The sequence below is a fragment of the Janthinobacterium sp. BCJ23 genome (assembly GCF_059617945.1).
The window spans coordinates 1-20,161 of the sequence record NZ_JCAQAW010000013.1 but is presented as its reverse complement, the minus strand read 5'-3'; the positions used below and the strand labels follow the sequence as shown (position 1 = coordinate 20,161).

Genomic DNA, 20,161 nt, shown 5'->3' with positions numbered 1-20,161 from the left:
TTGCGGTTTACTGCGGCTTGTTGTCTTCATCCGCAAGGGGATCTTCGAACGGATCGGCGGCGGGGATCGTGTATTTCTCTTCGGCCCAGGCACCCAGGTCGATCTGCTTGCAGCGTTCCGAGCAGAAGGGGCGGAATTTGTTGGCTTCAGTCCATTCGACTTTGGCGGCACAGGTAGGGCAGTTAACGACGGTCATGATGGGGCAAATAAGTAACAGTTAAAAATTACAGAGCGTGAGCTCGAACGGGACATCTTCTTCCAGCGGCTTGGGTTTCAAGTCGCCGCCTTGGGTAGTGAAGCGTACCCACAGCATGTATTTGTTGGCGGAAATTTCCGGGATGGCGCCGCTGTTTTCATCGAGGCTCAGGCGCAGCATCTGGTACACCTTGCCTTGCAGCATTTGCTGGTAGCTGCCGCCATTGGCGATCAGTTTAACGGGTCCGCCGGAATCGCGCAGCAGGCGCAAGACGAGGGCCAGCGCATCGAACAGCGGCGCCAGCGGGGCGAACCACGCGTGAATGTCGGTCAGGCGCTGTTCGGAGCTGCGTTTTTGCCAGGCAAAATACGACGGCAAGTCGAATTCGCAGGCGCCGCCCGGGATGATGGTGCGGCCGCGGATGCTCATCAGCCATTCATTGTCGCGGATATTCTGGCCTGTCTTGCCTTGCGCCGCCACAAGGGCGCCGCTGACACTGTCGAGTTCACCGAGGATGGCATCGAGGGTTTCCGGCTCCACATTCGGATTGCTGCGGTAACCGAGCAGGCTTTGGCGCTGGCGCTCGAGTTCCTGCAGCAGGTCGGACTTCAGGTCGGCGCGGCCCGCCACTTCGAGCATATCGAAAATGGTTGCCAAGGCAACATGGTGCTGCATTGCATGCTCTTGCTGGATGAAGAACTTGAATTTGTCGTACAGGTCTTCCAGCCGCAACAAGGTACGTATGCGTTCGTTGAAAGGGTATTCGTAGACAATCAAAATAATTCCCTTAAGTAAGGACCTGCAAACAATCCCGTGATTTTGAACCAAGCGTCGACAAATTACAAACGTTGCGGGGCCATTCCAGCCATTCTTTTTGAAAATGCCAGATATAAATCGTGCAACTGGGCAATCTGCGGTGCCAAGGACGCCAAATCGCCGTTGTTGTCGATCACATCGTCCGCCGCCGCCAGGCGCATGGCGCGCGTGGCCTGCGTGGCCATGATGGCTTTGACTTGTTCTTCAGATAAGCCATTGCGCGCCATCACGCGCGACACTTGCAAACTTTCCACGCAATCGATGACCAGTACCCGGTTGACCCGTTCCACCCAGCCGCCGGACTCGACCAGCAGGGGCACGGCAAAGATCACGTAGCTGCCCGTCGCTGCTTCGGCCGCCGCCAGGGTGGCCTGGCGAATGCGCGGGTGCAGGATGGCTTCCAGTCTCGCCTTGGCGGCGGCGTCGGAAAACACGAGGTTGCGCATTTTGGTGCGGTCGAGGGCGCCACGCGCATCGGCGTAGCCGGCGCCAAATTCCGCCACCAGGGCCGGCATGGCCGCACCATTGGGCGCCGTCAGGCTGTGGGCGATCTGGTCGGTGTCGACGATGGAGGCGCCGCGCGCGGCGAACATGTCTGCCACCGTGCTCTTGCCGCAACCGATGCCGCCGGTGAGGCCGACGCTGAAATAAGGGACGTTGTGTCGTTGCATGTATTTATCCATAGGAGCGCAGTGCAGCGCCGGTCAGCCAGTCAGGCCTAGCGTGAGGCGCGACAGGGGCGTGCCGTACAGCAGCGCGATCAAACCCGCCGCCGCGAGATAGGGGCCGAACGGAATCGGCTTGTCGCGCCCGCGCTTGGCAAACACGATCAGGCCGATGCCGACCACGGCACCCACCAGCGATGACAACAGGATGATCGTCGGCAGCATGGTCCAGCCCAGCCACGCACCGAGCGCAGCCAGCAATTTGAAGTCACCATAGCCCATTCCCTCCTTGCCTGTCGCCAGCTTGAAGGCCCAGTACACGGCCCACAAGGCCAGGTAGCCGGCGGCCGCGCCGATGACGGCCTCTTGCAGGGGCACGAAAGTACCGTTGATATTGACCAGCAGTCCTGCCCACAGCAGGGGGAAGGTGAGGTCGTCTGGCAGCATTTGCGTATCGGCATCGATGAAGGTCATGGCGATCAGCAAATACGCAAACAGGAGCGTGGCCAAGCCCGTCCAGCCGCTGCCGAAGTGCCAGATTAACAGGGCCGACAGCGCGCCCGTCAGCAGCTCGACGAGCGGGTAGCGCACGGAGATGGGCGCCTTGCAGGCGCTGCACTTGCCACGCAGCAGCAGGTAGCTGAGGACGGGAATGTTTTCCATGGCCGTGATGCGGTGGCCGCAGGCGGTGCAGTTCGAGTGTGGCAGCATCAGGTTGTAGCGGTCCGTGTGCGGCAAGGGCAAGCCGCTTTCTTCCGCCACGTAATTGTCGGATTCGCGCTGCATCATTTTCGGCACGCGGTGGATCACCACGTTGAGAAAGCTGCCGACGATCAGGCCGAACAGGGCGGCGACGAGGGCGACGGGCAGGTTGCCGGGCGCGGCGAACAGCAGGGTATCTTGCAGCATGGTGGAGTGGTCTGAGGTGATGATGTTGCCGCGCAAACATTGCCTGGCACTGCCGCAGTGTAAAACATCTGCCGGTGCATGGGGACGTTTTGCGCAGGACGAACGGTCAAATCACGGCCCCCAGCTTGAAAATCGGCAAATACAGGGCGATCACGAGGGAGCCGACCAGCACGCCCAGCACGACCATGAGCGCCGGTTCCAGCAGGGCCGAGAGGGTGGCCACCGTGGCGTCGATGTCGGCCTCGACGATGTCGGCCGCGCGCGACAGCATGGCGTCGAGGGCGCCCGACTCCTCGCCGATCAGGGCCAGTTGCGTGAGCAGCGGGGGAAACACGGCGCTGTGTTCCATGGCCAGGGCCAGGCTGCCGCCGGCGCGGATTTCGCGCTCGATGCGGACCGTTGCCTCCTGGTACAGCGCGTGGCCGGAGGCGGCGCCCACCAGGCCGAGCGAGTCGAGCAGCGGCACGCCGGCGGCGAACATGGCGGCCAGGGTGCGCGTCCAGCGGGCGATCGCCGCCTTGCGCAAAAGCGGGCCGAACACAGGTAGCTGCAGCGCCCGCAGTTGCGTGTTGCGCCGCAGGGCGGGCCAGCGGCGCCAGGCCAGGCGCAGCAGCACGCAAGCGGACACGAGCGCCGCCAGCAAGGCCAGCCAGTAATGGACGAGGAAGGCGGACACGCCCATGACAACGAGGGTGGGCAGCGGCAATGGCGCGCCGAAGCTGTCGAAGACCTGGCGGAAGGCGGGCACGACGACGCTCATGATGATGGCCGTGACGACGATGGCGACGAGCACGATGACGAGCGGATACATCAGCGCGCCGCGCACCTGCCGCCGCAAGGCGATGGCTTTTTCCTGGTGGGTGGCCAGGCGCGCCAGCAAGTCTTGCACGATGCCGGCCTGTTCGCCCGCCGCCAGCAGGTTGCAATACAGCTCGTCAAACAGCAGTGGGAACTGGCGGAATGCCTGCTGCAGGCTGCTGCCCGCTTCGATGTCGTGGCGCAAGTCGCGCATCAGTTCCGTGACGGCCGGTTTGGCATGGCCCTTGCCGGCGATGTCGAAGGCGTGGAGCAGCGGCACGCCGGCCGCCATCATGGTCGACAGCTGGCGCGTGAACAGGGCGATATCCTTGTGTGTGATGGCTTTGCCGGGCGCGGCGCGCGGGGCTTTTACCTTGCTGGCAAGGATGCCCTGGCGTCTGAGCGCGGCCTTGGCGGTGGTGGCGTCGGCCGCCCGCAAGATGCCCTCGGCCGCCTTGCCATGGCGGTCCGTGCCCTTCCACGCAAAGCGCCGCTCGGCCGCCATGTGCACCTCCTGCCGTCACGGTAGCAGCGCCAGGGAAAAGCGCCAGCGGCGCCGGCGGCAAGCTTGATGTGGCTCAGCCTTTCTTGGTTTGCACTTCCGTCTGCACAACGGCCTGGGCCTTCACGTCGGCCGCATCTTCCTCGTCGCTGTCCGTGCCCTTGCTGATGCTTTCGCCATCGTCGCGGCGCAAGGTCCAGAACGTCAGCGAAGACAGCACCGTCAAGGCGGCCAGGGTCAGGAAGGCGTGGTGCAGCGCCGTGCTGAGCATGGCGCGGTCCGACTGCGGCATGTCGCCCAGGTACCAGCCCGTGATCAGCGAACCGAAGGCGAGGCCAAAGCTCATCGACAGTTGCTGCATCGAGCTGGCGATGGTGCTGGCCATGCTGGAGTCAGCCTTGTCGACGTCGGCATACGCGATGGTGTTCATGCTGGAAAACTGCAGCGAATTGAAAAAGCCCATGCACAGGCTGATGGCGACGATCACGTACAGGGGCGTGCCCACGCTTACCTGGGAAAACATGGCGATGGTGACGCCGATCAGCACGGTGTTGACGATCAGCACCTGGCGGTAGCCGAAGCGGGCCAGCACGCGCGCGGAAATGAATTTCATGCCCATGGCGGCGGCCGCCGACGGCATCATCAGCAAGCCCGACTGCCAGGCGGGCAAGCCCAGGCCCAGCTGATACAGCAGCGGCAACAGGAAGGGCAGGCCGCCGACGCCCAGGCGCGTGACGAAGCCGCCCACCACGGAGACGCGGAAGGTGCGGATCTTGAACAGGGTCAGGCGCAGCAGCGGGTGCAGCACTTCGCTCGAATGCCAGGCATACGCGGCCAGCAGGCTGATGGAAATGAACAGCAGCACGGCAAACGAGGTGCCGTCGATGCGGTGTTCGCCGAAGATTTCCAGCAGCCACGACAGTAGTGCTATGCCGGTGCCGAACAGCACCAGGCCGATCAGATCCAGCGGACGGGGCTTGTCGCCATAGTAGTCGGGCATGTAGCGGTGCGCCAGGTACAGCGCCACGAGGCCGACAGGCACGTTGACGAAGAAAATCTCGCGCCACGACAGCCAGTGCACGATCAGCCCGCCCACCGTGGGCCCCAGCAGGGGGCCGATCAGGGCGGGGATGATGACGAAATTCATGGCTGCCAGCAACTGCGACTTGGGAAAGGTGCGGATGATGGTGAGCCTGCCCACCGGCATCATCATGGCCGCACCCACCCCTTGCAGCAGGCGCGCGGCCACCAGCATGGGCGCGTTCACGGACAGGCCGCACAGGATGGAGGCGATGGTAAAGATGGCAACAGCGGCGGAAAACACGCGCCGCGTGCCGAAGCGGTCGGCCATCCAGCCGCTGATGGGAATGCACACGGCCAGGCTCAGGATGTAGCTGGTGACGACGGCTTTCAGGCTCAGCGGCGTCACGTTGAGGCTGGCGGCCATGGCGGGGATGGCGGTGTTGACGATGGTGGAGTCGAGTTGCTCCATGAACAGGGCGGTGGCGACCACCCAGGGAAGGTAGCTTTTAATCGGGGAACTGGTCATGGATGCGAGCCTGAGGAGGAAAAACGGAGCCGACAGTACGACGAATTGTCACATAAATGACGCAGGCGTGCCGCCCGCGCCTTTCATATTGCCACCGTGCGGGGGACATCGTCCATGGAACATTTGTTCCATGGCAATAGATTGCGGGCACGGCTAGCATGTGTTTTCCGGCCTCTTCTTTCCCCGAAAGTCACACCACATGAAAAATGCACTTACCTTCCTTGTCCTGGGCGCGGCCCTGTCCGCATGCGGTGGCGGCAGCGACGGCGGCACGCCGGCAGCACCGGTCACGCCGCCTGTCGTGGTGACGCCGCCCGTCGTTTCCGCCGACAGCGTGGCCGTGGCGTCAGCCGCCGTGGCCAAGGAGGCTGGCCTGGCCGTGATCGCCGGCGCCAATGGGGACGAGACGGTGTATGACGTGGCGGCCGATATCGGCGACACGTGGCGCATCACGTTCGACAGCGCGAAGAAAACCTACGCCATCCGCGTGCTGTCGACGCAGTTCGGCCTGGTCGACCGCAGCGGCACGTTCAGCGCTGCCACCATCGGCCATCTCACCACTTACACGGGAACGGATTTCAGCGTCACCGTTGATGCGCGTACGCGCTTGCTGACGGGGACCGTGAAACTGGGCAACATGCATTCCAACGTCAGCGGCACCGGCTATGCCGTCACGGACGTGGCCAAGCTGGCCGGCAACTATATCTTCCTCGGTGCCATGCGCAATGCTTCGAACGGCGGCGACCGTTTCAATCCGAAAGGCAGCCTCAAGGTGGCGACCGATGGCAGCGCGCAATTGTGCAATGGCGGCGTGTTCAATGCGCAAGGCGTGTGCTCCGCGGTATCGCCGCAGCTGGAAGCGGAAAATGCCAGCCTGACCCTGGTCCGTGACGCGGCGCATGGTCTGATCATCGCCCGCCAGGGTGACCAGGACTTCGGCATCGTGCACGTGCACGCCGGGGACCGGGGGCTGGCGCTGTTCATCGACCGCTACAGCCGCAACCAGCAGAACGTGCTGCGCGTGGGCACCATCGTGGCCGCCAAACAGCAAAAGATCGGCACGGAGATCGCCGGCAGCTACGCCTGTGCGGCGCCGGGCATCAGCGCGAAGATCGTCGTGGCCGGCAGCACCGCCACCATCACCAACAATACCGCCGGCAAGACGCATGCGGAAACCATCACCATCAACAAGCTGGGCCTGGGCGCGCAAGCCGTCGATTTCGATGGCATCGCCGTGTTCAAGGACCCGGCCGACGTGCCGGCGGATTACTCGATGTTCATGCCGGTGTCGTCGAGCATGGCGGTCGAATTTTCGACCGACCGCTCGTATATGGGCACGTGCCTGAAAAATTAAGAGGTGTTGCCACGTGCCTGTTTGAGTAGGTCGGGTTGGCCGGTACGGCGTAACCCGACATCACCATTAACGTGGCAGCCGTTCCAGCGCATCCATCAACGGCATCGCCGCGTCGGCAATTCGCTCCAGGCTGGCCTCGCGCAGGGCTGCCGTATCGACCGAGTGCGCCGATTCCAGCCCCGCCCAGCGCAGCAGTGCCGAACACGCGGCGGGTGTGTCGAACATGCCATGCAAATAGCTGCCGAGGATTTGCCCGTCGCCCGACACGGCGCCTTCCGGCCGCCCATCGATGAGAAAGGCCGGCTGCGCCAGCGCCGCGCCATGCGAGACGCCCATATGGATTTCATAGCCTGCCACGCGCGCACCGGCCGCGCCGGCAAACGCACAGTGGCCGCTCACCTGTTCCAGTCGTTTTTCGCTTGTCAGTTCCGTCACCATGTCGAGCAGTCCCAGTGCCTTTGACTCGCCCGCCGCGCCTTCCACGCCCAGCGGATCGCGCACGCTTTGCCCCAGCATCTGGAAGCCGCCGCAGATGCCTAGCACCTTGCCGCCGTAGCGCAGGTGTTTTGCCATGTAGGCGGGCCAGCCTTGTTGTTGCAGCCAAGCCAGGTCGCCGCGCGTGTTTTTACTGCCAGGCAGGATCACCAGTTCGGCCGCTGGAATCGGCTGCCCCTGCTGGATGAATTGCAGGTCGACCTCGGGGTGGGCGCGCAGCGCATCGAAGTCCGTGTGGTTGCTGATGCGCGGCAGTTGCGGCACCACCACCTTGAAGGAGCCGCGTTCGGCCTGCATCGCTTCGACGGCGTCTTCCGCGTCGAGGAACAGGCCTTGCAAATACGGCAGCACGGCCAGCACGGGTTTGCCCGTCTGCTGCTCCAGCCACTCGATGCCCGGTTGCAGCAGCGAGATATCGCCGCGGAAGCGGTTGATGACGAAGCCGACGATGCGCATCCGTTCGCTGTCGGACAGGCACGCCAGGGTGCCGATGATGTGCGCGAACACGCCGCCCCGGTCGATGTCGGCCACCAGGATCACGGGGCAGTCGACGGCTTCGGCAAAGCCCATGTTGGCGATGTCGCGCGCGCGCAGGTTGACTTCGGCCGGGCTGCCCGCGCCTTCGACGACGACGGCGTCGTATTGCTGGCGCAAGCGCGCGTACGACTCCAGCACGGCACCCATGGCGATGGTCTTGTATTGCTGGTAGTCGCGCGCATCCATCTCGGCGCGCACCTTGCCGTGGATGATCACCTGTGCGCCCGTGTTCGACGACGGTTTCAAGAGCACCGGATTCATGTCCGTGTGCGGCGCGATACCGCAAGCCAGCGCCTGCAAGGCTTGCGCGCGGCCGATTTCGCCGCCGTCGCTCGTCACGGCGCTATTCAAGGCCATGTTCTGCGGCTTGAACGGCGCTACGGTCACGCCACGGCGCTTTAACAATCGGCACAGGGCCGCGACGACGGTGCTCTTGCCCGCGTCGGACGTGGTGCCTTGCACCATCAGGGCGGGGAAGGGACTCTTCATGCCTGCCGCTCCTGCCACTGCGCGATGATGTCGCTGATCTGGCGCAGCCCTTCGGTGATCGCCGCAGGGCCTGGCGACAGGATGTCGGGCGACTTGATCTCGAACAGCATGCCATTGCGTACTGCGGGAATCGCATCCCAGCCCGGGCGTGCCGCCAGTTGTGCCGGCTGGAACTTCTTGCCGCACCAGCTGGCGAGGATGATGTTGGGCGCGCGTGCGACTACCGTCAAAGGATCGGCGATGATGCGTTCTTTCGCGCCGGGATGCGCGGACAATTCCGGGAAGGCGTCCGTGCCGCCGGCGATCCCGATCAGTTCCGCCGCCCAGCCGATGCCGCTCATCAGGGGATCGTTCCACTCTTCAAAGTAAATCACGGGCTTGCGCGTCCAGGCGGCGGCGCGGGTCCGGGCAGTGGCGATGTCCGCGCGCAGGCTGGCGATCAATGCGTTGCCCGCTGCCTCGCGCCGCACCAGCGCGGCCAGCACGGCGATCATGCGCAGGATGCCGTCCACCGTGCGCTGGTTGAACTGGTGCACTTCGATGCCTGCCTTGACGAGGTCGCGGCAGATATCGGCCTGCATGTCGCAAAAGCCGATCACGAGGTCCGGTTTCACTGCCAGGATGCGTTCCAGGTTCGTGGACGAAAAGCCGCTGATCTTGGTCTTTTCTTCACGCGCGCGGGGAGGGCGCACGGTAAAGCCGGAGATCCCGGCGATGACGTCTTCGGCGCCCAGCGCGTACAGCGTCTCCACGGCTTCCGTCGACAAACAGGCGATGCGCTGGTAGTGACTCATTGAGCAGCCTTGGTGCGGCGCTGGCGGGCCATTTCCAGCTGTTCGCACATGGCGGCCGTGCCTTCGATCATGCGCGGGCCGGCGCGGTTCAGCAGGTCGCCATTCAGGCGGAACAGATTATTTTTGCGCACGGCCGTCATCGACGGGAAGGCGCGCCACATGGCCAGACCGCCTTCGCTGCGCGGATCGCTTTTTTCGCTGGTGCCGAAGATGACTTCCGGGTCTTCCTGCAACACGCCTTCCGGCGTGACGACGGGCGCCACCACCTTCATCGCGGCGAATACATTCTGGCCGCCGCATACACGCATCGAATCGCTGATGATGCTCGCGCCGCTCAAGGTGTACAAGGGCTTATCCCACACCTGGTAAAACACGCGCACGGGCGGGCGCTGCGCATATTGCGCCGTCAAGCTGGCCAGTTTGGCGCGCAGCTGGGCGGCGGCCGGCTTGGCGGTCTTTTCCGTGCCCATCAGCTGCCCCAGGCGCTCCATGCTGTCGGGGATATCGGCCAGCTTGCGCGGTTCGCTGTGATAGATCGGCACCTTCAACTGGCGCAGCATGGCGATCTGGCGCTCGGCGCTGCCATGCATCCACACGACGATCAGGTCCGGCTTCATGGCGATGATGCGTTCCATGTCGTACTGGCGGTTATCGCCCACCTGCGGAATCTTCTTGGCCGCTTCCGGGTAGTCGCTATAGCTGACGACACCGGCGATCTTCTCGCCGCCACCGGCTGCGAACAGCAGTTCCGTCACATGCGGGGCCAGCGCCAGGATGCGCTGCGCCGGTTTTTCCACGGTGACGGTATTGCCGTCGTCGTCGCGCACGGTGATGGCGGCATGCGTTTGCAGCGAGACCAGTCCGGCCAGCAGCAGCGATATGTTCAGGATTTTCATGTGTGCTTCCATGCGGTGAGGGCCTGCTGCAGGCGCAGCAAGGCGTGTTCGTCGGGGGGCAGGCCCAGGCGGATGCCGTGGGCGGCGTGGCGGAACAGGCGCACCCAGATGCCCGATTCCGCCATGTGGCGCCAGAACGCTTCGGCGCGATCTTCGGGCCACCACTGAAACAGCGCCGTGCCGCTGCTGGCGATGCCGTGCTTGGCCAACAGCTGATGCAAGCGGTCGCCTTCGCCGCGCAGGCGTTCGCGCATCGCGTTCTGCCAGTGCGTATCGGTAAGCGCCGCCAGTGCCACCTGCTGCGCCGGGCCGCTGACGGCCCACGGGCCCAGCATGTCGGCCAGCTGTCCCAGCAGCGCGGGATGGGCGGCGACAAAGCCCAGGCGCAGTCCCGCCAGGCCAAAGAATTTGCCGATGGAGCGCAGCACGATCAGGCCGGGCTGGCCCGAGTGCGGACCGAGACTGGCGTGGGCTTCCGTGTCGCCAAACGCTTCATCGACCACCAGCCAGCCGCCGCGCGCGGCCAGCCGGGTGGCCCATGCCAGCAGCAGTGCGGGGACGATGCGCTCGCCCGTGGGATTGTTCGGATTGCAGACGACCAGCACGTCGCAGCTGTCCACCGCATCGGCCAGTTGCGCATACGGCACTTGGCGCAATTGGTGGCCTTGCTGGCCCCAGTGGTGTGCGTGTTCCGCATACGAGGGCGCGGCCACCACCACGCGCGACGGCGCGCGCAGCCGGGGCAGGGCCTGGATGGCGGCCTGCGTGCCCGCCACGGGCAGCATGGCTGGCGCGTCATAGTAGCTGCAGGCGGCTGCGGCCAGCGCAGGATCGGACTCCGGCAGCCGGTGCCAGGCATTGGCGTCGGGTGCCGGCGCTGCATACCAGTGCGGGTTGATGCCGGTCGACAGGTCGATCCAGTCGGCCAGCGGTCTGCCATATTCGCGCGCGGCGTCGCGCAGGTTGCCGCCATGTTCAAGCAAGGTATTTCCCCTTCAGGTAGAACAGGCCCGCCAGCAGCGCCACCCAGATCAGCCACAGGACGGCCGTTTCCGCCACCAGGCGCCAGGCGCGGTCGATATCGCGCGCTTCGGCCGGGCGGCCGGCACCCAGCGGCGGACGGCGTTCCAGTTCACCGTCGTAGATGGCGTCACCGCCCAAGGCCAAGCCCAGGGCGCCGGCGCCGCTGGCCATCACGGGACCCGCATTCGGGCTGCCCCAGTTGGGGGCCTGGCTACGCCAGCAGTGCCAGGCGCGCTGTTTGTCGGCCATGGTTTTGCCCAGCAAGACATACGACAGGGCCGTCAGGCGCGCCGGAAGATAGTTCAGAACATCGTCGATGCGCGCGGCGCAGCAGCCGAACCAGTCGTAGCGCTCGTTCCGATAGCCCCACATGGCGTCGAGCGTATTGGCCAGCCTGAATAGCACGGCGCCGGGGCCGCCCGCCACGGCAAACCAGAACAGGGTGCCGAAGACGGCGTCGTTGCCGTTTTCCAGCAAGGATTCTGTGCTGGCCTTGGCCAGACTGGCCGCGTCGGCATTGGCCGTGTCGCGACTGACGATGCGCGCCGTCAGCAGGCGCGCGTTGTCCAGGTCATCGATGGCCAGGGCGTCGGCGATCGGCTGATTGTGGTCGCGCAGGCTGCGCAGGCCCAGGCAAAGATAGAGCAGGAAAACGTGGAGCGCCGCACCGGCCAGGCCGCACAGCCAGTAGGCCGCATAGCTGATCGGCAGCACGGCCAGCGACCACGCCAGCGCGCCGCGCAGCAAACGCCCGCGGCCCCGATTCAGCAGGCGTTCCAGTACGTTGGCGATGCGCCCAAATCCGACCAGCGGATGCCAGCGGCGCGTTTCTCCCAGCAGCATGTCGAGCAGCACGCCGGCCGTCATCAAGGCGGCCAGCATGGGTAGCGACAGGCCGCTCAGCATGGGCCGCCTTTCAGGTACAGCGGCAGGCCGGCGGCGACAAAGACAGCCTTGTCGCACACGGCCGCCACGGCCTGGTTCAAGCGGCCCGCTTCATCGGTGAAGCAGCGCGAGATGGCGCCGTAGGGCACGATGCCCATGCCCACTTCGTTCGAAACGAGAACGAGGTCGCAATCGGTCTCGCCAATTTCCGCCAGCGCGTACAGCAGGTGGGCGCGCTCGCTGTGGAATAGTTCTGGCAGGGCGATGTCGCCCACGTCCGGGTACGTCTCGCCAGTGGAAAACATCAGGTTCGTCAGCCACAGGGTCAGGCAGTCGACCAGCAGCAGGCGGCCGGGCCGTGCTTCCCGCAGGATGGCGTCGCCCAGGCGCAGCGGTTCTTCCAAGGTGGCCCACTCGGCCGGGCGCTGCGCACGGTGATGCGCGATGCGCGTGGCCATTTCGCCATCGCCCGCCTGCGCGGTGGCGATGTAGAGTACTTCCCTGCCGGACTCGCGGGCCAGCTTTTCTGCATGGGCGCTCTTGCCGGAACGGGCGCCGCCGAAGACCAGGGTGCGCGTCATGGCGCTGTTACCACTCGGTGCCGATTTGTGCGCCGATGCCGGCCGCATACGCATGCTTGACGACGGCCATTTCGGTGACGGTGTCGGCGATCGCGATCAGTTCGTCCGGTGCGCCGCGGCCCGTGATGACCACGTGCTGCATGGCCGGGCGTTCCAGCAGGTCGGTGATGACCTTGTGCACGTCGAGGTAGTTGTACTTGAGGGCGATATTGAGTTCGTCGAACAGCACCAGGCCATAGCTTGGGTCGGCCAGGAAGGTCTTCGCCTGCTCCCATGCCAGTTCCGCTTTTTCGATGTCGCGCTCGCGGTTCTGCGTTTCCCAGGTATAGCCTTCGCCCATCGCATGAAAACTGATTTCGTCGGGGAAGCGGCGCAGGAATTTTTCTTCGCCCGTCGACATGGCGCCCTTGATGAACTGCACCACGCCCACTTTCATGCCGTGGCCCATGGCGCGGATGGCCATGCCGAAGCCGCTCGAACTCTTGCCCTTGCCATTGCCCGTGTTGACGATGATGATGCCGATTTCCTTGTCGGCCTTGGCGATGGCCGCGTCGATGATGGCCTTCTTGCGTTCCATGCGCACGCGGTGGCGCTCGTTGATGGCGGCGGTGTCCGCATCGATGTTTTTGTTTTCGCTCATGTCAGTCCTCTTTTGGTATGAATATCTTGCGTTTGCCGTGCTCGATGATCTCGATAGGGTGGCCCAGGTAGTCGCCCAGGATGGACGCCTGCATCACGTCGGCCACGGGGCCAGCCAGCCAGCCGCCATCGCCCATCAGCAGCAGCGCATGGGTCGAGACGCTGTGCGCCAGGTTCAGGTCATGCCCCACCATGACCACGGTTTTATTCTGTTCGCGGCACAGTCTGGCCAGCAGGCCCATGACGCTGACCTGGTGCGCCAGGTCCAGCGCGTTGGCCGGTTCATCGAGCAGCAGCAAGGGCGTATCTTGCGCCAGCATGGCGGCGATCGCCACGCGCTGGCGTTCGCCGCCGGACAGGCTGCGCACGTCGCGCTCGGCCAGGTGTTCCACTTCCATCGAGGCCAGCGCCGCCAGGGCGATGCGCTGGTCGTCGCTGCCTTCCCAATAGTGATTGTCGTGATACGGGTGGCGCGCCGACAGCACCGTTTCGATCACGCGGTACGAGAACGCGTCGTGGCGCGCCTGCGCCAGGAAAGCCCGTTCGCGCGCCAGCTCTTCCAATGGCCAGTCGATCAGGGCGCGGCCCTGTATCGTCACGTGGCCGGCATCCGGTTCGCGCAAGCCGGCCAGGGTGCGCAGCAAGGTGCTTTTGCCAGCGCCGTTGCGGCCGATCACGCTCCAGCATTCGCCATCCCTGATTTGCCAGATGAGGTTTTCCACGAGGGAGCGTGTGCCCGCTTTCAGGCCGAGTTGGTAGGTGCGTATCATGCTTGTTTCATCGCCTGCGCAAACGGTGCAATTGGTACAGGAAGACGGGCGCACCGATCATGGCCGTGACCACGCCGACGGGCAGCTGCAAGGGTGCCAGCACGGTGCGCGCCAAGGTATCGGCCAGTACGAGGAAGGTGCCGCCAGCCAGCGCGGCGGCCGGTATCAGCAGGCGGTGGTCGGGGCCGCAGGCAAAGCGCAGCGCATGCGGCACGATCAGACCGACGAAGCCCACGCTGCCGGCGCTGGTGACGGCGCTGGCCGTGAGCAGGCCGGAACAGAAAAACAGACCCTTGCGCAGCGCGCCCACGCGCACGCCCAGGGTGCTGGCCGCTTCCGCGTGCAGCGCCATGACGTTCAGCGAGCGCGCGCAGCGCAAGGCGAAGACGAGGGCGCCGGCCAGGACCAGCCAGGGCATCAGCCGCGCAGGTGCGCCGGACAGGTCGCCGATCATCCAGAACACCATGCTGCGCAAGCGGCTTTCCGGGGCGATGGACAGCATCAGGGTGACGATGGCCATGCAGGCCGAAGCCAGGATCACGCCCGTCAGCAGCAAGAGCGAGGCGCCGCCTTCGGCCGCCGTGCCGCCGCGCAGGTCGCGCCGGGCAAAGAAGTACAGCAGCATGGAGACGCCGACGGCGCCGGCAAAGGCGGCCGCATCGACCACCCACAGCGCGCACATGAACAGCAGCGCGGCCAGCGCACCGACGGAAGCGCCGGCGGAAATGCCCAGTACATACGGGTCCGCCAGGGGATTGCGCAGCAACGCCTGCATCATCAGGCCCGCCAGCGACAGCGCCGCGCCGGTGACAAAGGCAGTCAGCGCGCGGCCCAGGCGCAGGTCGAGCAGGGTGGAGGCGAGGGTGTCGGTCTTGCCCTGTACGACATGGAACAGGGCGGAAGGCAGGTCGGCGAACGGGATCGCGATCGAGCCGATCATGCCGGAGAAAATCAGGCTGGCAATCGCGCACACGATCAGCACCGTGAGGATCACGGTGGCGCGGTGGCGCATATTGCGGAAAAATGGGTGCATGTACTGCCTTAAAAACGGGGACTGCAGAACTGCATCTGCGGGCGATGACAACAATGCCATCGCCCGCAGCTTACATCATTACTACGTGCTTATTTCATGCCGTAGCGCACACCGACGAAGACTTTCGAACCTGGTGTCGCGTAGAAGCGGGCCAGTTCGTAGTCCTTGTTGGCGATATTGTTCCAGCGTGCCAGCACCGACCAGTCGCGGGCGAACTGGTAGGTGGCGTACAGATTGACCAGGCCATAGCCGCCCAGGACGTTCTTGTTGGCGGCATCGTCGAAACGCTTGCCCGACAGCTGCCATTCGGCGCCCGAGGTCAGCGCGCCCAGCGTGTAGTCGACGGCGAAGTTGGCGTGTTTCTTGGCGCGGCGTACCAGTTGCTTGTCCTTGGTTTCATCGCGTGGATCTTGCAGATCGATGTTGCCGCTGACGTTGAACGCGCCGAACTTGCGTGCACCCGCGATCGTCAGGCCTTCCAGCAGCGCCTTGTTGACGTTGTAGGCGCAGCCGTAGCCGGTGAACAGCGGATCGGGACAAGGCGAGGTATTGACCAGCAGGTCGGTGACCTTGTTGTGGTAGTAGCTGGCGCTCAGTTTCGACACGCCGTCGTCGTAACGCAGACCCACTTCGACGTTGCGGCCCTGTTCCGGTTTGTTCGTCGCCAGGCCATAGCCCGGGTAGTACAGTTCATTGAAGGTCGGTGCGCGGAAGCTGGTGCCGTAGCTGGCGCTGGCGCGCAATGCGTTGGTGATGCGGTAGCCGTAGGCGACGCTGCCCGTGTTGTGCGTGCCGAATGCGGAACTGTCGTCACTGCGGCCGCTGATGTTGAACAGATGCGCGCCGCGCACCATGTTGTACGCCGCTGCGAAGGACTTGGTATGGCGTGCGCCCGTGACTTCCGGCGTGCTGCTCGACGTGACGTCTTCATCGCGGTAGCTGGCCAGCAGCTGCAGGTTGTCGCGCCCGATGCGGATGTCGTTCTGCCAGGTGATATCGGTCTGCTTGGTGTCGATCTGGCTCTTGCCCCACGAGCCGGCGCTGCTGTCGTCGCCCGACTTGTCGCGTGCTTCCGCATAACGCAGTTCGCTGGTCCAGTTGGGCAGGAATTCGTTCTTCGTGAAGACCGAAATGTTTTCCAGTTTCTGGTTGCTGCGCGCATCGTAGCCAGGACCGGCGTCGTACTGGGCTTTCAGCTTGCTGTTCAACAGGACCAGGCCGACTTCATGGCCCTTGGCCATCTGGTAGCCGAACTGGCCGCTGAAGCTTTCCTTGTCGTAGCCGTCTTTGTCCGGATTGTAGGTGTACTCAGGCGATGCACCGATCTTCGAAGCCGAGAAGCCATCCGATTTTTCCTTGCCAGCCGCCAGCGCATAGCTGAAGCTGTTCGGACCGCCGGTGGAACCTGCCACCTGGGCTTCGACCTGGCGCGTGTTGTTGCTGCCGTAACCGGCGAAAGCAGAGACGCGCGCGGCGCCGTCGCCTTTCTTCGTGAAGATCTGGATCACGCCACCGATGGCGTCCGCACCGTACATGGTGCTCAGTGGGCCGTAGACGATTTCAATGTGGTCGATGCTGGAAAGGGGCAGGGCGCTCCAGTTGGCCGTACCCAGGGTGGACGAACCAATGCGCACGCCGTCAACCAGCACGATATTCTGGTTGCTGTTCGCGCCGCGAATGAAGACGCTGGCCGCGGTGCCTGCGCCGCCGTTGCGCGCCACTTCGATGCCGCGTTGTTTTTGCAGTAGGTCGACAATCGAGCTGGCGCCCGAGCGCGCGATGTCGTCCGAGCTGATGGTCTGCGTATCGCTCAATACTTCGCTCAGGTGTTGCGGGTAGCGGCTGGCGGTGACGACGACGGGATCGAAGGTGTCTGGCGTGGCTTGGGCGAAAGCGGCAGGCGCGGCAATGGCTAGCGCGAGCGACGTGAGCGCCGCGTGGCGGGAAACAGCATGGGTCATGATAGTTTTCAGTAAGTAATATGCAACCAGCCGACGTCCCCGTAGGCCAGATTGAACAGAAGTGGGAACTGAAGATGACGATCGAAGATGGCCATGGGCCATTCGGATCGCGAACATCCCCGTTCGCACACTTCCACCTGTCCTGGCCGGTATCCGGGCTGGCAAGTGCGGCTATCCCACCTTCCCATGCTCAATGATTGCAAGCACAGTGGTTGTCAGAGATAGCTTGTCGCCCGCGTCCTGTTGGGAGGGGCGACACTTGCTTACCGTTGCGGGGGCAGCACACGTTCGCCGCGAGCGCGGCATCGTGTTTCCCGTTTAACTGCGCTCATGGACATGAACGCGGGCACCAAAACCCCGCCATTATACGTGCAGTGGGCGTGGACTGAAATGGCTGGCTGGGCGCTTCGATATCAGAAATCGACGACGACCGTCGCACCGTAGGCGATTTTATGGGCGGAACGGGCGGCCAGCAGGGCAGTTTCCTCCAATGGCAGCCGGGCTTGCAATGCCGACAGCAGGCGGATGGTGCCCGCATGGCAGATGATGATGGCCGTTTCGTGTTGTTCGCGCAACAGATCGCCTAAAAACGCATCGACGCGGGCAGCCATCGCCAGCACGTTCTCGCCGCCGCCGGGCCGGTACCAGGCAAGGTCGGCCGCCCAGGCATCGATGTCCGCGCGCGCAATCGCATGCCAGGGCTGCATTTCCCATGCGCCAAAATCCATTTCGACCAGCCGCGCATCAAGGTGCAGGGCGCTGGAGGGCAAGTCTTGCGCCAATGCTGACGCCAGGCCGGCGCAGCGGCGCAGTGGACTCGTGTAGAGCGGCACACCGGCTGGCAGCGTTGCTTGCAAATGGGCGCGTACCGTGGCCATTTCATGCGGCGCCACCGCCACGTTGCTGCGGCCATAGCAGGTGCCGCTGGTCACTTGCGGCGTGGGGTGGCGAACGAGGATCAGGCGCATGCTTGTTCAGTAGAAGCGCAATGGAGGCTGGAAGCTGGAAAGGATTGCCAGGTAAATCGCTACTTCCGCCACCTGCTGCACGGCGCCCAGGCAGTCGCCCGTATAGCCTTGCAGGCGGCGCTGGCATTTGCGGCCCAGCCAGAATGCGGCAGCTGCCGCCGCCACGATGGCAAAGACCAGCGTGGCCCAATAGAATATTCCCAGCAGGCCGCAGGCGATGGCGGGTAGCAGACCGCAGACGGTGGCGATGATGAATTCACCCGTGGTCATTTCCTGCGCCATCGGCTTGGCCTTGCCTTCATCGCGTGCATAATCCATGGCCCAGATCAGCGAGACGGCGGCCAGGCGCGAGAGTGGATGAGCGATGAATAAGGTGGCTACCACCGTGGCAGGCGGCAGCGAAACGAGCGCCGCGCATTTGATGGCCAGCAGGCACAGGATGCCGATCGCGCCATACGCGCCGATGCGCGAATCCTTCATGATTTCCAGCACCCGTTCGCGCGTCAGGCCGCCGCCGAAACCGTCGCACATGTCGGCAAAGCCGTCTTCATGGAAAGCGCCCGTCAGGTAAATGCCGGCGGCGACGGCCAGCAGCACGGCCACGGCCGAAGGCAGGAGCCAGCTTGCCAGCAGATACACGACGCCACTGATGGCGGCCACCACGACGCCCACCAATGGAAAGTAGCGCGAAGCGTGCTGCAGCCATGCTGGCTCGAAACCCACCCAGCGAGGGATGGGCAGGCGCGTGAAGAACTGCAGCGCGATGAAGAATAATCGGCATTGATGGATGGCGGCGGAAACGGGATTGGCCATGGTCTTAGTCTGGCGTGGACTTTTCGCTGACCTGGGCCGAGGCAAACGTCGCCATCTCGCGCATGAAGTTGACGGCCGCGTGCAGCAGCGGCAAGGCCAGCGCCGAACCCGTGCCTTCACCGAGGCGCAAATCGAGCTGCAGCAGCGGACGCGCTCCCAGGCTTTCCAGCAGATGGCGGTGGCCATTTTCATCGGAGCAGTGCGAAAACACGCAGTAATCGAGAATGGCCGGTTGCAGACGGGCCGCCACCAGCAGGGCGCTGCTGACGATGAAGCCGTCGATCAGCAGAATCATGCGCCGTTCGGCCGCCTTGAGCATGGCGCCGGCCATCATGGCGATTTCGAAGCCGCCAAAGGTGGCCAGCACGTCGAGTGGCGCATTGACTGCCGCATGATGGGCGACGGCCGCTTCGATCACCTGCTGTTTGTGCAGTATCCCTTCCTTCGACAGGCCGGTGCCGGCGCCCACGCAGTCGGCGACCGGTGTTCGCGTCAGCTTGTGCATCAGTGCGGCGGCGGCCGTGGTGTTGCCGATGCCCATTTCGCCAAAGCCCAGCACATTGCCGTCCAGTGTGGCGACCAGGTCCATTCCCGCCTGCATGGCGACCAGGCATTGCTCCTCGCTCATGGCGGGCTCTTTGGCAAAGTTGCGGGTGCCTGGGCCTTGCTTGCGGTCGAGCAAGCCGTCGCGTGGGCCGAAATCATGGTTCACGCCGGCGTCTACTATATAGAGGGCGCAATCGCTCTGGCGGGCGAAGACGTTGATGGCGGCGCCGTTGCCCAGGAAGTTCTCCACCATTTGCCACGTCACGCTTTGCGGGTAGGCGGAAATGCCTTCGGCGACGACGCCATGGTCGGCCGCGAAAACGATGATGGCGGGCTGGCGCAATGCCAGTTGCGTGCTTTGCTGGATCAGGCCGATCTGGCGGGCCAGGGTTTCCAGCATGCCGAGACTGCCCAGCGGCTTGGTCTTGCTATTGATGGCGTGTTCGAGGGCGCTGGACAGGGTGGGATTGGCGGTAGAGGTAATGTGTGGGATAGGCATGGGAATCTATATGGATGAGGCAGGGTATGGTCGGCACTACGATATCACACAGCAATATTTGCCCAGATGCAAATTAGCGCTTGCGGGGAGTTCGGGGCAGGGCTATAATTCGCCCCCTCGCTGAACGACGCATGCAAATGCTGAGTAAAGTAGAGAAAAAGAAGGAGTTGACGATTGTGCTGAAATGCTTCATACTCTTCCTTCTTCGCAGCTGACAAACACAACGCTTTGTCGATGGCGCGAAAGCAGTACCGAATACAGTTCTTTAACAATTAACAGTCGATAAGTGTGGGCATTTGATGTAAGTGCAGCGATAATCTTCGGATTGTCGTAATACTTAAAATATCAAATGTTCACAAGAAATAATGAAATAGGATACTTCTTCGGAAGTAGCCTGTCAGTTTTTTGAGTGAGCAAACACCTCGCAATGCGAGGGGTTTGAA

At 63.9% G+C, this 20,161-nt stretch carries 20 protein-coding genes and 1 riboswitch; of the genes, 1 reads left to right on the top strand and 19 read right to left on the bottom strand.

What is annotated here, in order from left to right:
* Nucleotides 1-7 precede the first annotated feature (7 nt).
* The 6 genes from yacG to AC54AG_RS27170 all read right to left on the bottom strand — a co-directional run bounded on the left by yacG (nucleotide 8) and on the right by AC54AG_RS27170 (nucleotide 5,435).
* Nucleotides 8-199 (bottom strand): DNA gyrase inhibitor YacG, encoded by a 192-nt coding sequence (gene yacG / locus AC54AG_RS27195; RefSeq protein ID WP_034748814.1) that lies wholly within the window; start codon nucleotides 197-199, stop codon nucleotides 8-10.
* A gap of 18 nt (nucleotides 200-217) precedes the next feature.
* Complete coding sequence (gene zapD, locus AC54AG_RS27190) at nucleotides 218-973, bottom strand: cell division protein ZapD (RefSeq protein ID WP_034748811.1); 756 nt, start codon at nucleotides 971-973, stop codon at nucleotides 218-220.
* Between the two features lie 62 nt (nucleotides 974-1,035).
* Nucleotides 1,036-1,683 (bottom strand): dephospho-CoA kinase, encoded by a 648-nt coding sequence (gene coaE / locus AC54AG_RS27185; RefSeq protein ID WP_496632449.1) that lies wholly within the window; start codon nucleotides 1,681-1,683, stop codon nucleotides 1,036-1,038.
* A 33-nt stretch (nucleotides 1,684-1,716) separates the two neighbouring features.
* Complete coding sequence (locus tag AC54AG_RS27180; protein WP_070305820.1) at nucleotides 1,717-2,586, bottom strand: prepilin peptidase; 870 nt, start codon at nucleotides 2,584-2,586, stop codon at nucleotides 1,717-1,719.
* Nucleotides 2,587-2,692: 106 nt separating this feature from the next.
* The gene (locus AC54AG_RS27175; protein ID WP_496632447.1) at nucleotides 2,693-3,889 is read right to left on the bottom strand and encodes a type II secretion system F family protein; all 1,197 of its coding nucleotides are present in this window, start codon (nucleotides 3,887-3,889) and stop codon (nucleotides 2,693-2,695) included.
* Between the two features lie 73 nt (nucleotides 3,890-3,962).
* A complete protein-coding gene (locus tag AC54AG_RS27170; RefSeq protein ID WP_257620598.1) occupies nucleotides 3,963-5,435 on the bottom strand; it encodes a DHA2 family efflux MFS transporter permease subunit in 1,473 nt (490 codons plus the stop codon).
* Between the two features lie 199 nt (nucleotides 5,436-5,634).
* On the opposite strand from AC54AG_RS27170, the gene AC54AG_RS27165 reads away from it, so the two are divergent.
* On the top strand, nucleotides 5,635-6,789 hold the full coding sequence (locus tag AC54AG_RS27165) for a hypothetical protein (RefSeq protein ID WP_496632444.1): 1,155 nt from the start codon (nucleotides 5,635-5,637) through the stop codon (nucleotides 6,787-6,789).
* Between the two features lie 66 nt (nucleotides 6,790-6,855).
* On the opposite strand, the gene AC54AG_RS27160 is transcribed toward AC54AG_RS27165, so the two are convergent.
* The 13 genes from AC54AG_RS27160 to cobT all read right to left on the bottom strand — a co-directional run bounded on the left by AC54AG_RS27160 (nucleotide 6,856) and on the right by cobT (nucleotide 19,718).
* Entirely contained in the window at nucleotides 6,856-8,310 is a 1,455-nt protein-coding gene (locus tag AC54AG_RS27160) for a cobyric acid synthase (protein ID WP_496632443.1), read from the bottom strand.
* Nucleotides 8,307-9,104 carry an ABC transporter substrate-binding protein gene (locus tag AC54AG_RS27155; protein ID WP_496632441.1) on the bottom strand — a complete coding sequence of 266 codons (798 nt, stop codon included), beginning with the start codon at nucleotides 9,102-9,104 and terminating at the stop codon, nucleotides 8,307-8,309. Before AC54AG_RS27155 ends, AC54AG_RS27160 begins: the two co-directional genes overlap by 4 nt.
* Entirely contained in the window at nucleotides 9,101-10,000 is a 900-nt protein-coding gene (locus AC54AG_RS27150; protein ID WP_034748791.1) for a cobalamin-binding protein, read from the bottom strand. The genes AC54AG_RS27155 and AC54AG_RS27150 overlap by 4 nt, the downstream gene beginning before the upstream one ends.
* Nucleotides 9,997-10,983 carry a threonine-phosphate decarboxylase CobD gene (cobD, locus tag AC54AG_RS27145; RefSeq protein ID WP_496632439.1) on the bottom strand — a complete coding sequence of 329 codons (987 nt, stop codon included), beginning with the start codon at nucleotides 10,981-10,983 and terminating at the stop codon, nucleotides 9,997-9,999. The genes AC54AG_RS27150 and cobD overlap by 4 nt, the downstream gene beginning before the upstream one ends.
* Entirely contained in the window at nucleotides 10,976-11,929 is a 954-nt protein-coding gene (gene cbiB, locus AC54AG_RS27140) for an adenosylcobinamide-phosphate synthase CbiB (RefSeq protein ID WP_034748785.1), read from the bottom strand. Before cbiB ends, cobD begins: the two co-directional genes overlap by 8 nt.
* Nucleotides 11,923-12,489: a bifunctional adenosylcobinamide kinase/adenosylcobinamide-phosphate guanylyltransferase gene (gene cobU / locus AC54AG_RS27135; RefSeq protein ID WP_072456962.1), complete on the bottom strand. Its 567-nt coding sequence runs from the start codon at nucleotides 12,487-12,489 to the stop codon at nucleotides 11,923-11,925. The genes cbiB and cobU overlap by 7 nt, the downstream gene beginning before the upstream one ends.
* 7 nt (nucleotides 12,490-12,496) lie before the next feature.
* A complete protein-coding gene (gene cobO, locus AC54AG_RS27130; protein WP_331778583.1) occupies nucleotides 12,497-13,129 on the bottom strand; it encodes a cob(I)yrinic acid a,c-diamide adenosyltransferase in 633 nt (210 codons plus the stop codon).
* A 1-nt stretch (nucleotide 13,130) separates the two neighbouring features.
* Nucleotides 13,131-13,898 (bottom strand): ABC transporter ATP-binding protein, encoded by a 768-nt coding sequence (locus tag AC54AG_RS27125; protein WP_331778582.1) that lies wholly within the window; start codon nucleotides 13,896-13,898, stop codon nucleotides 13,131-13,133.
* Between the two features lie 7 nt (nucleotides 13,899-13,905).
* Nucleotides 13,906-14,931, bottom strand: coding sequence for a FecCD family ABC transporter permease (locus AC54AG_RS27120; RefSeq protein WP_331778581.1), 1,026 nt, complete (start codon nucleotides 14,929-14,931; stop codon nucleotides 13,906-13,908).
* Nucleotides 14,932-15,020: 89 nt separating this feature from the next.
* Nucleotides 15,021-16,892: a TonB-dependent receptor domain-containing protein gene (locus tag AC54AG_RS27115; RefSeq protein WP_331778580.1), complete on the bottom strand. Its 1,872-nt coding sequence runs from the start codon at nucleotides 16,890-16,892 to the stop codon at nucleotides 15,021-15,023.
* Between the two features lie 127 nt (nucleotides 16,893-17,019).
* Nucleotides 17,020-17,261, bottom strand: a riboswitch (cobalamin riboswitch).
* Between the two features lie 44 nt (nucleotides 17,262-17,305).
* A complete protein-coding gene (locus tag AC54AG_RS27110) occupies nucleotides 17,306-17,860 on the bottom strand; it encodes a histidine phosphatase family protein (protein WP_496632435.1) in 555 nt (184 codons plus the stop codon).
* Between the two features lie 6 nt (nucleotides 17,861-17,866).
* The gene (locus tag AC54AG_RS27105) at nucleotides 17,867-18,673 is read right to left on the bottom strand and encodes an adenosylcobinamide-GDP ribazoletransferase (protein WP_496632434.1); all 807 of its coding nucleotides are present in this window, start codon (nucleotides 18,671-18,673) and stop codon (nucleotides 17,867-17,869) included.
* A gap of 4 nt (nucleotides 18,674-18,677) precedes the next feature.
* On the bottom strand, nucleotides 18,678-19,718 hold the full coding sequence (cobT, locus tag AC54AG_RS27100; RefSeq protein WP_496632432.1) for a nicotinate-nucleotide--dimethylbenzimidazole phosphoribosyltransferase: 1,041 nt from the start codon (nucleotides 19,716-19,718) through the stop codon (nucleotides 18,678-18,680).
* Between the last annotated feature and the right edge of the window lie 443 nt (nucleotides 19,719-20,161).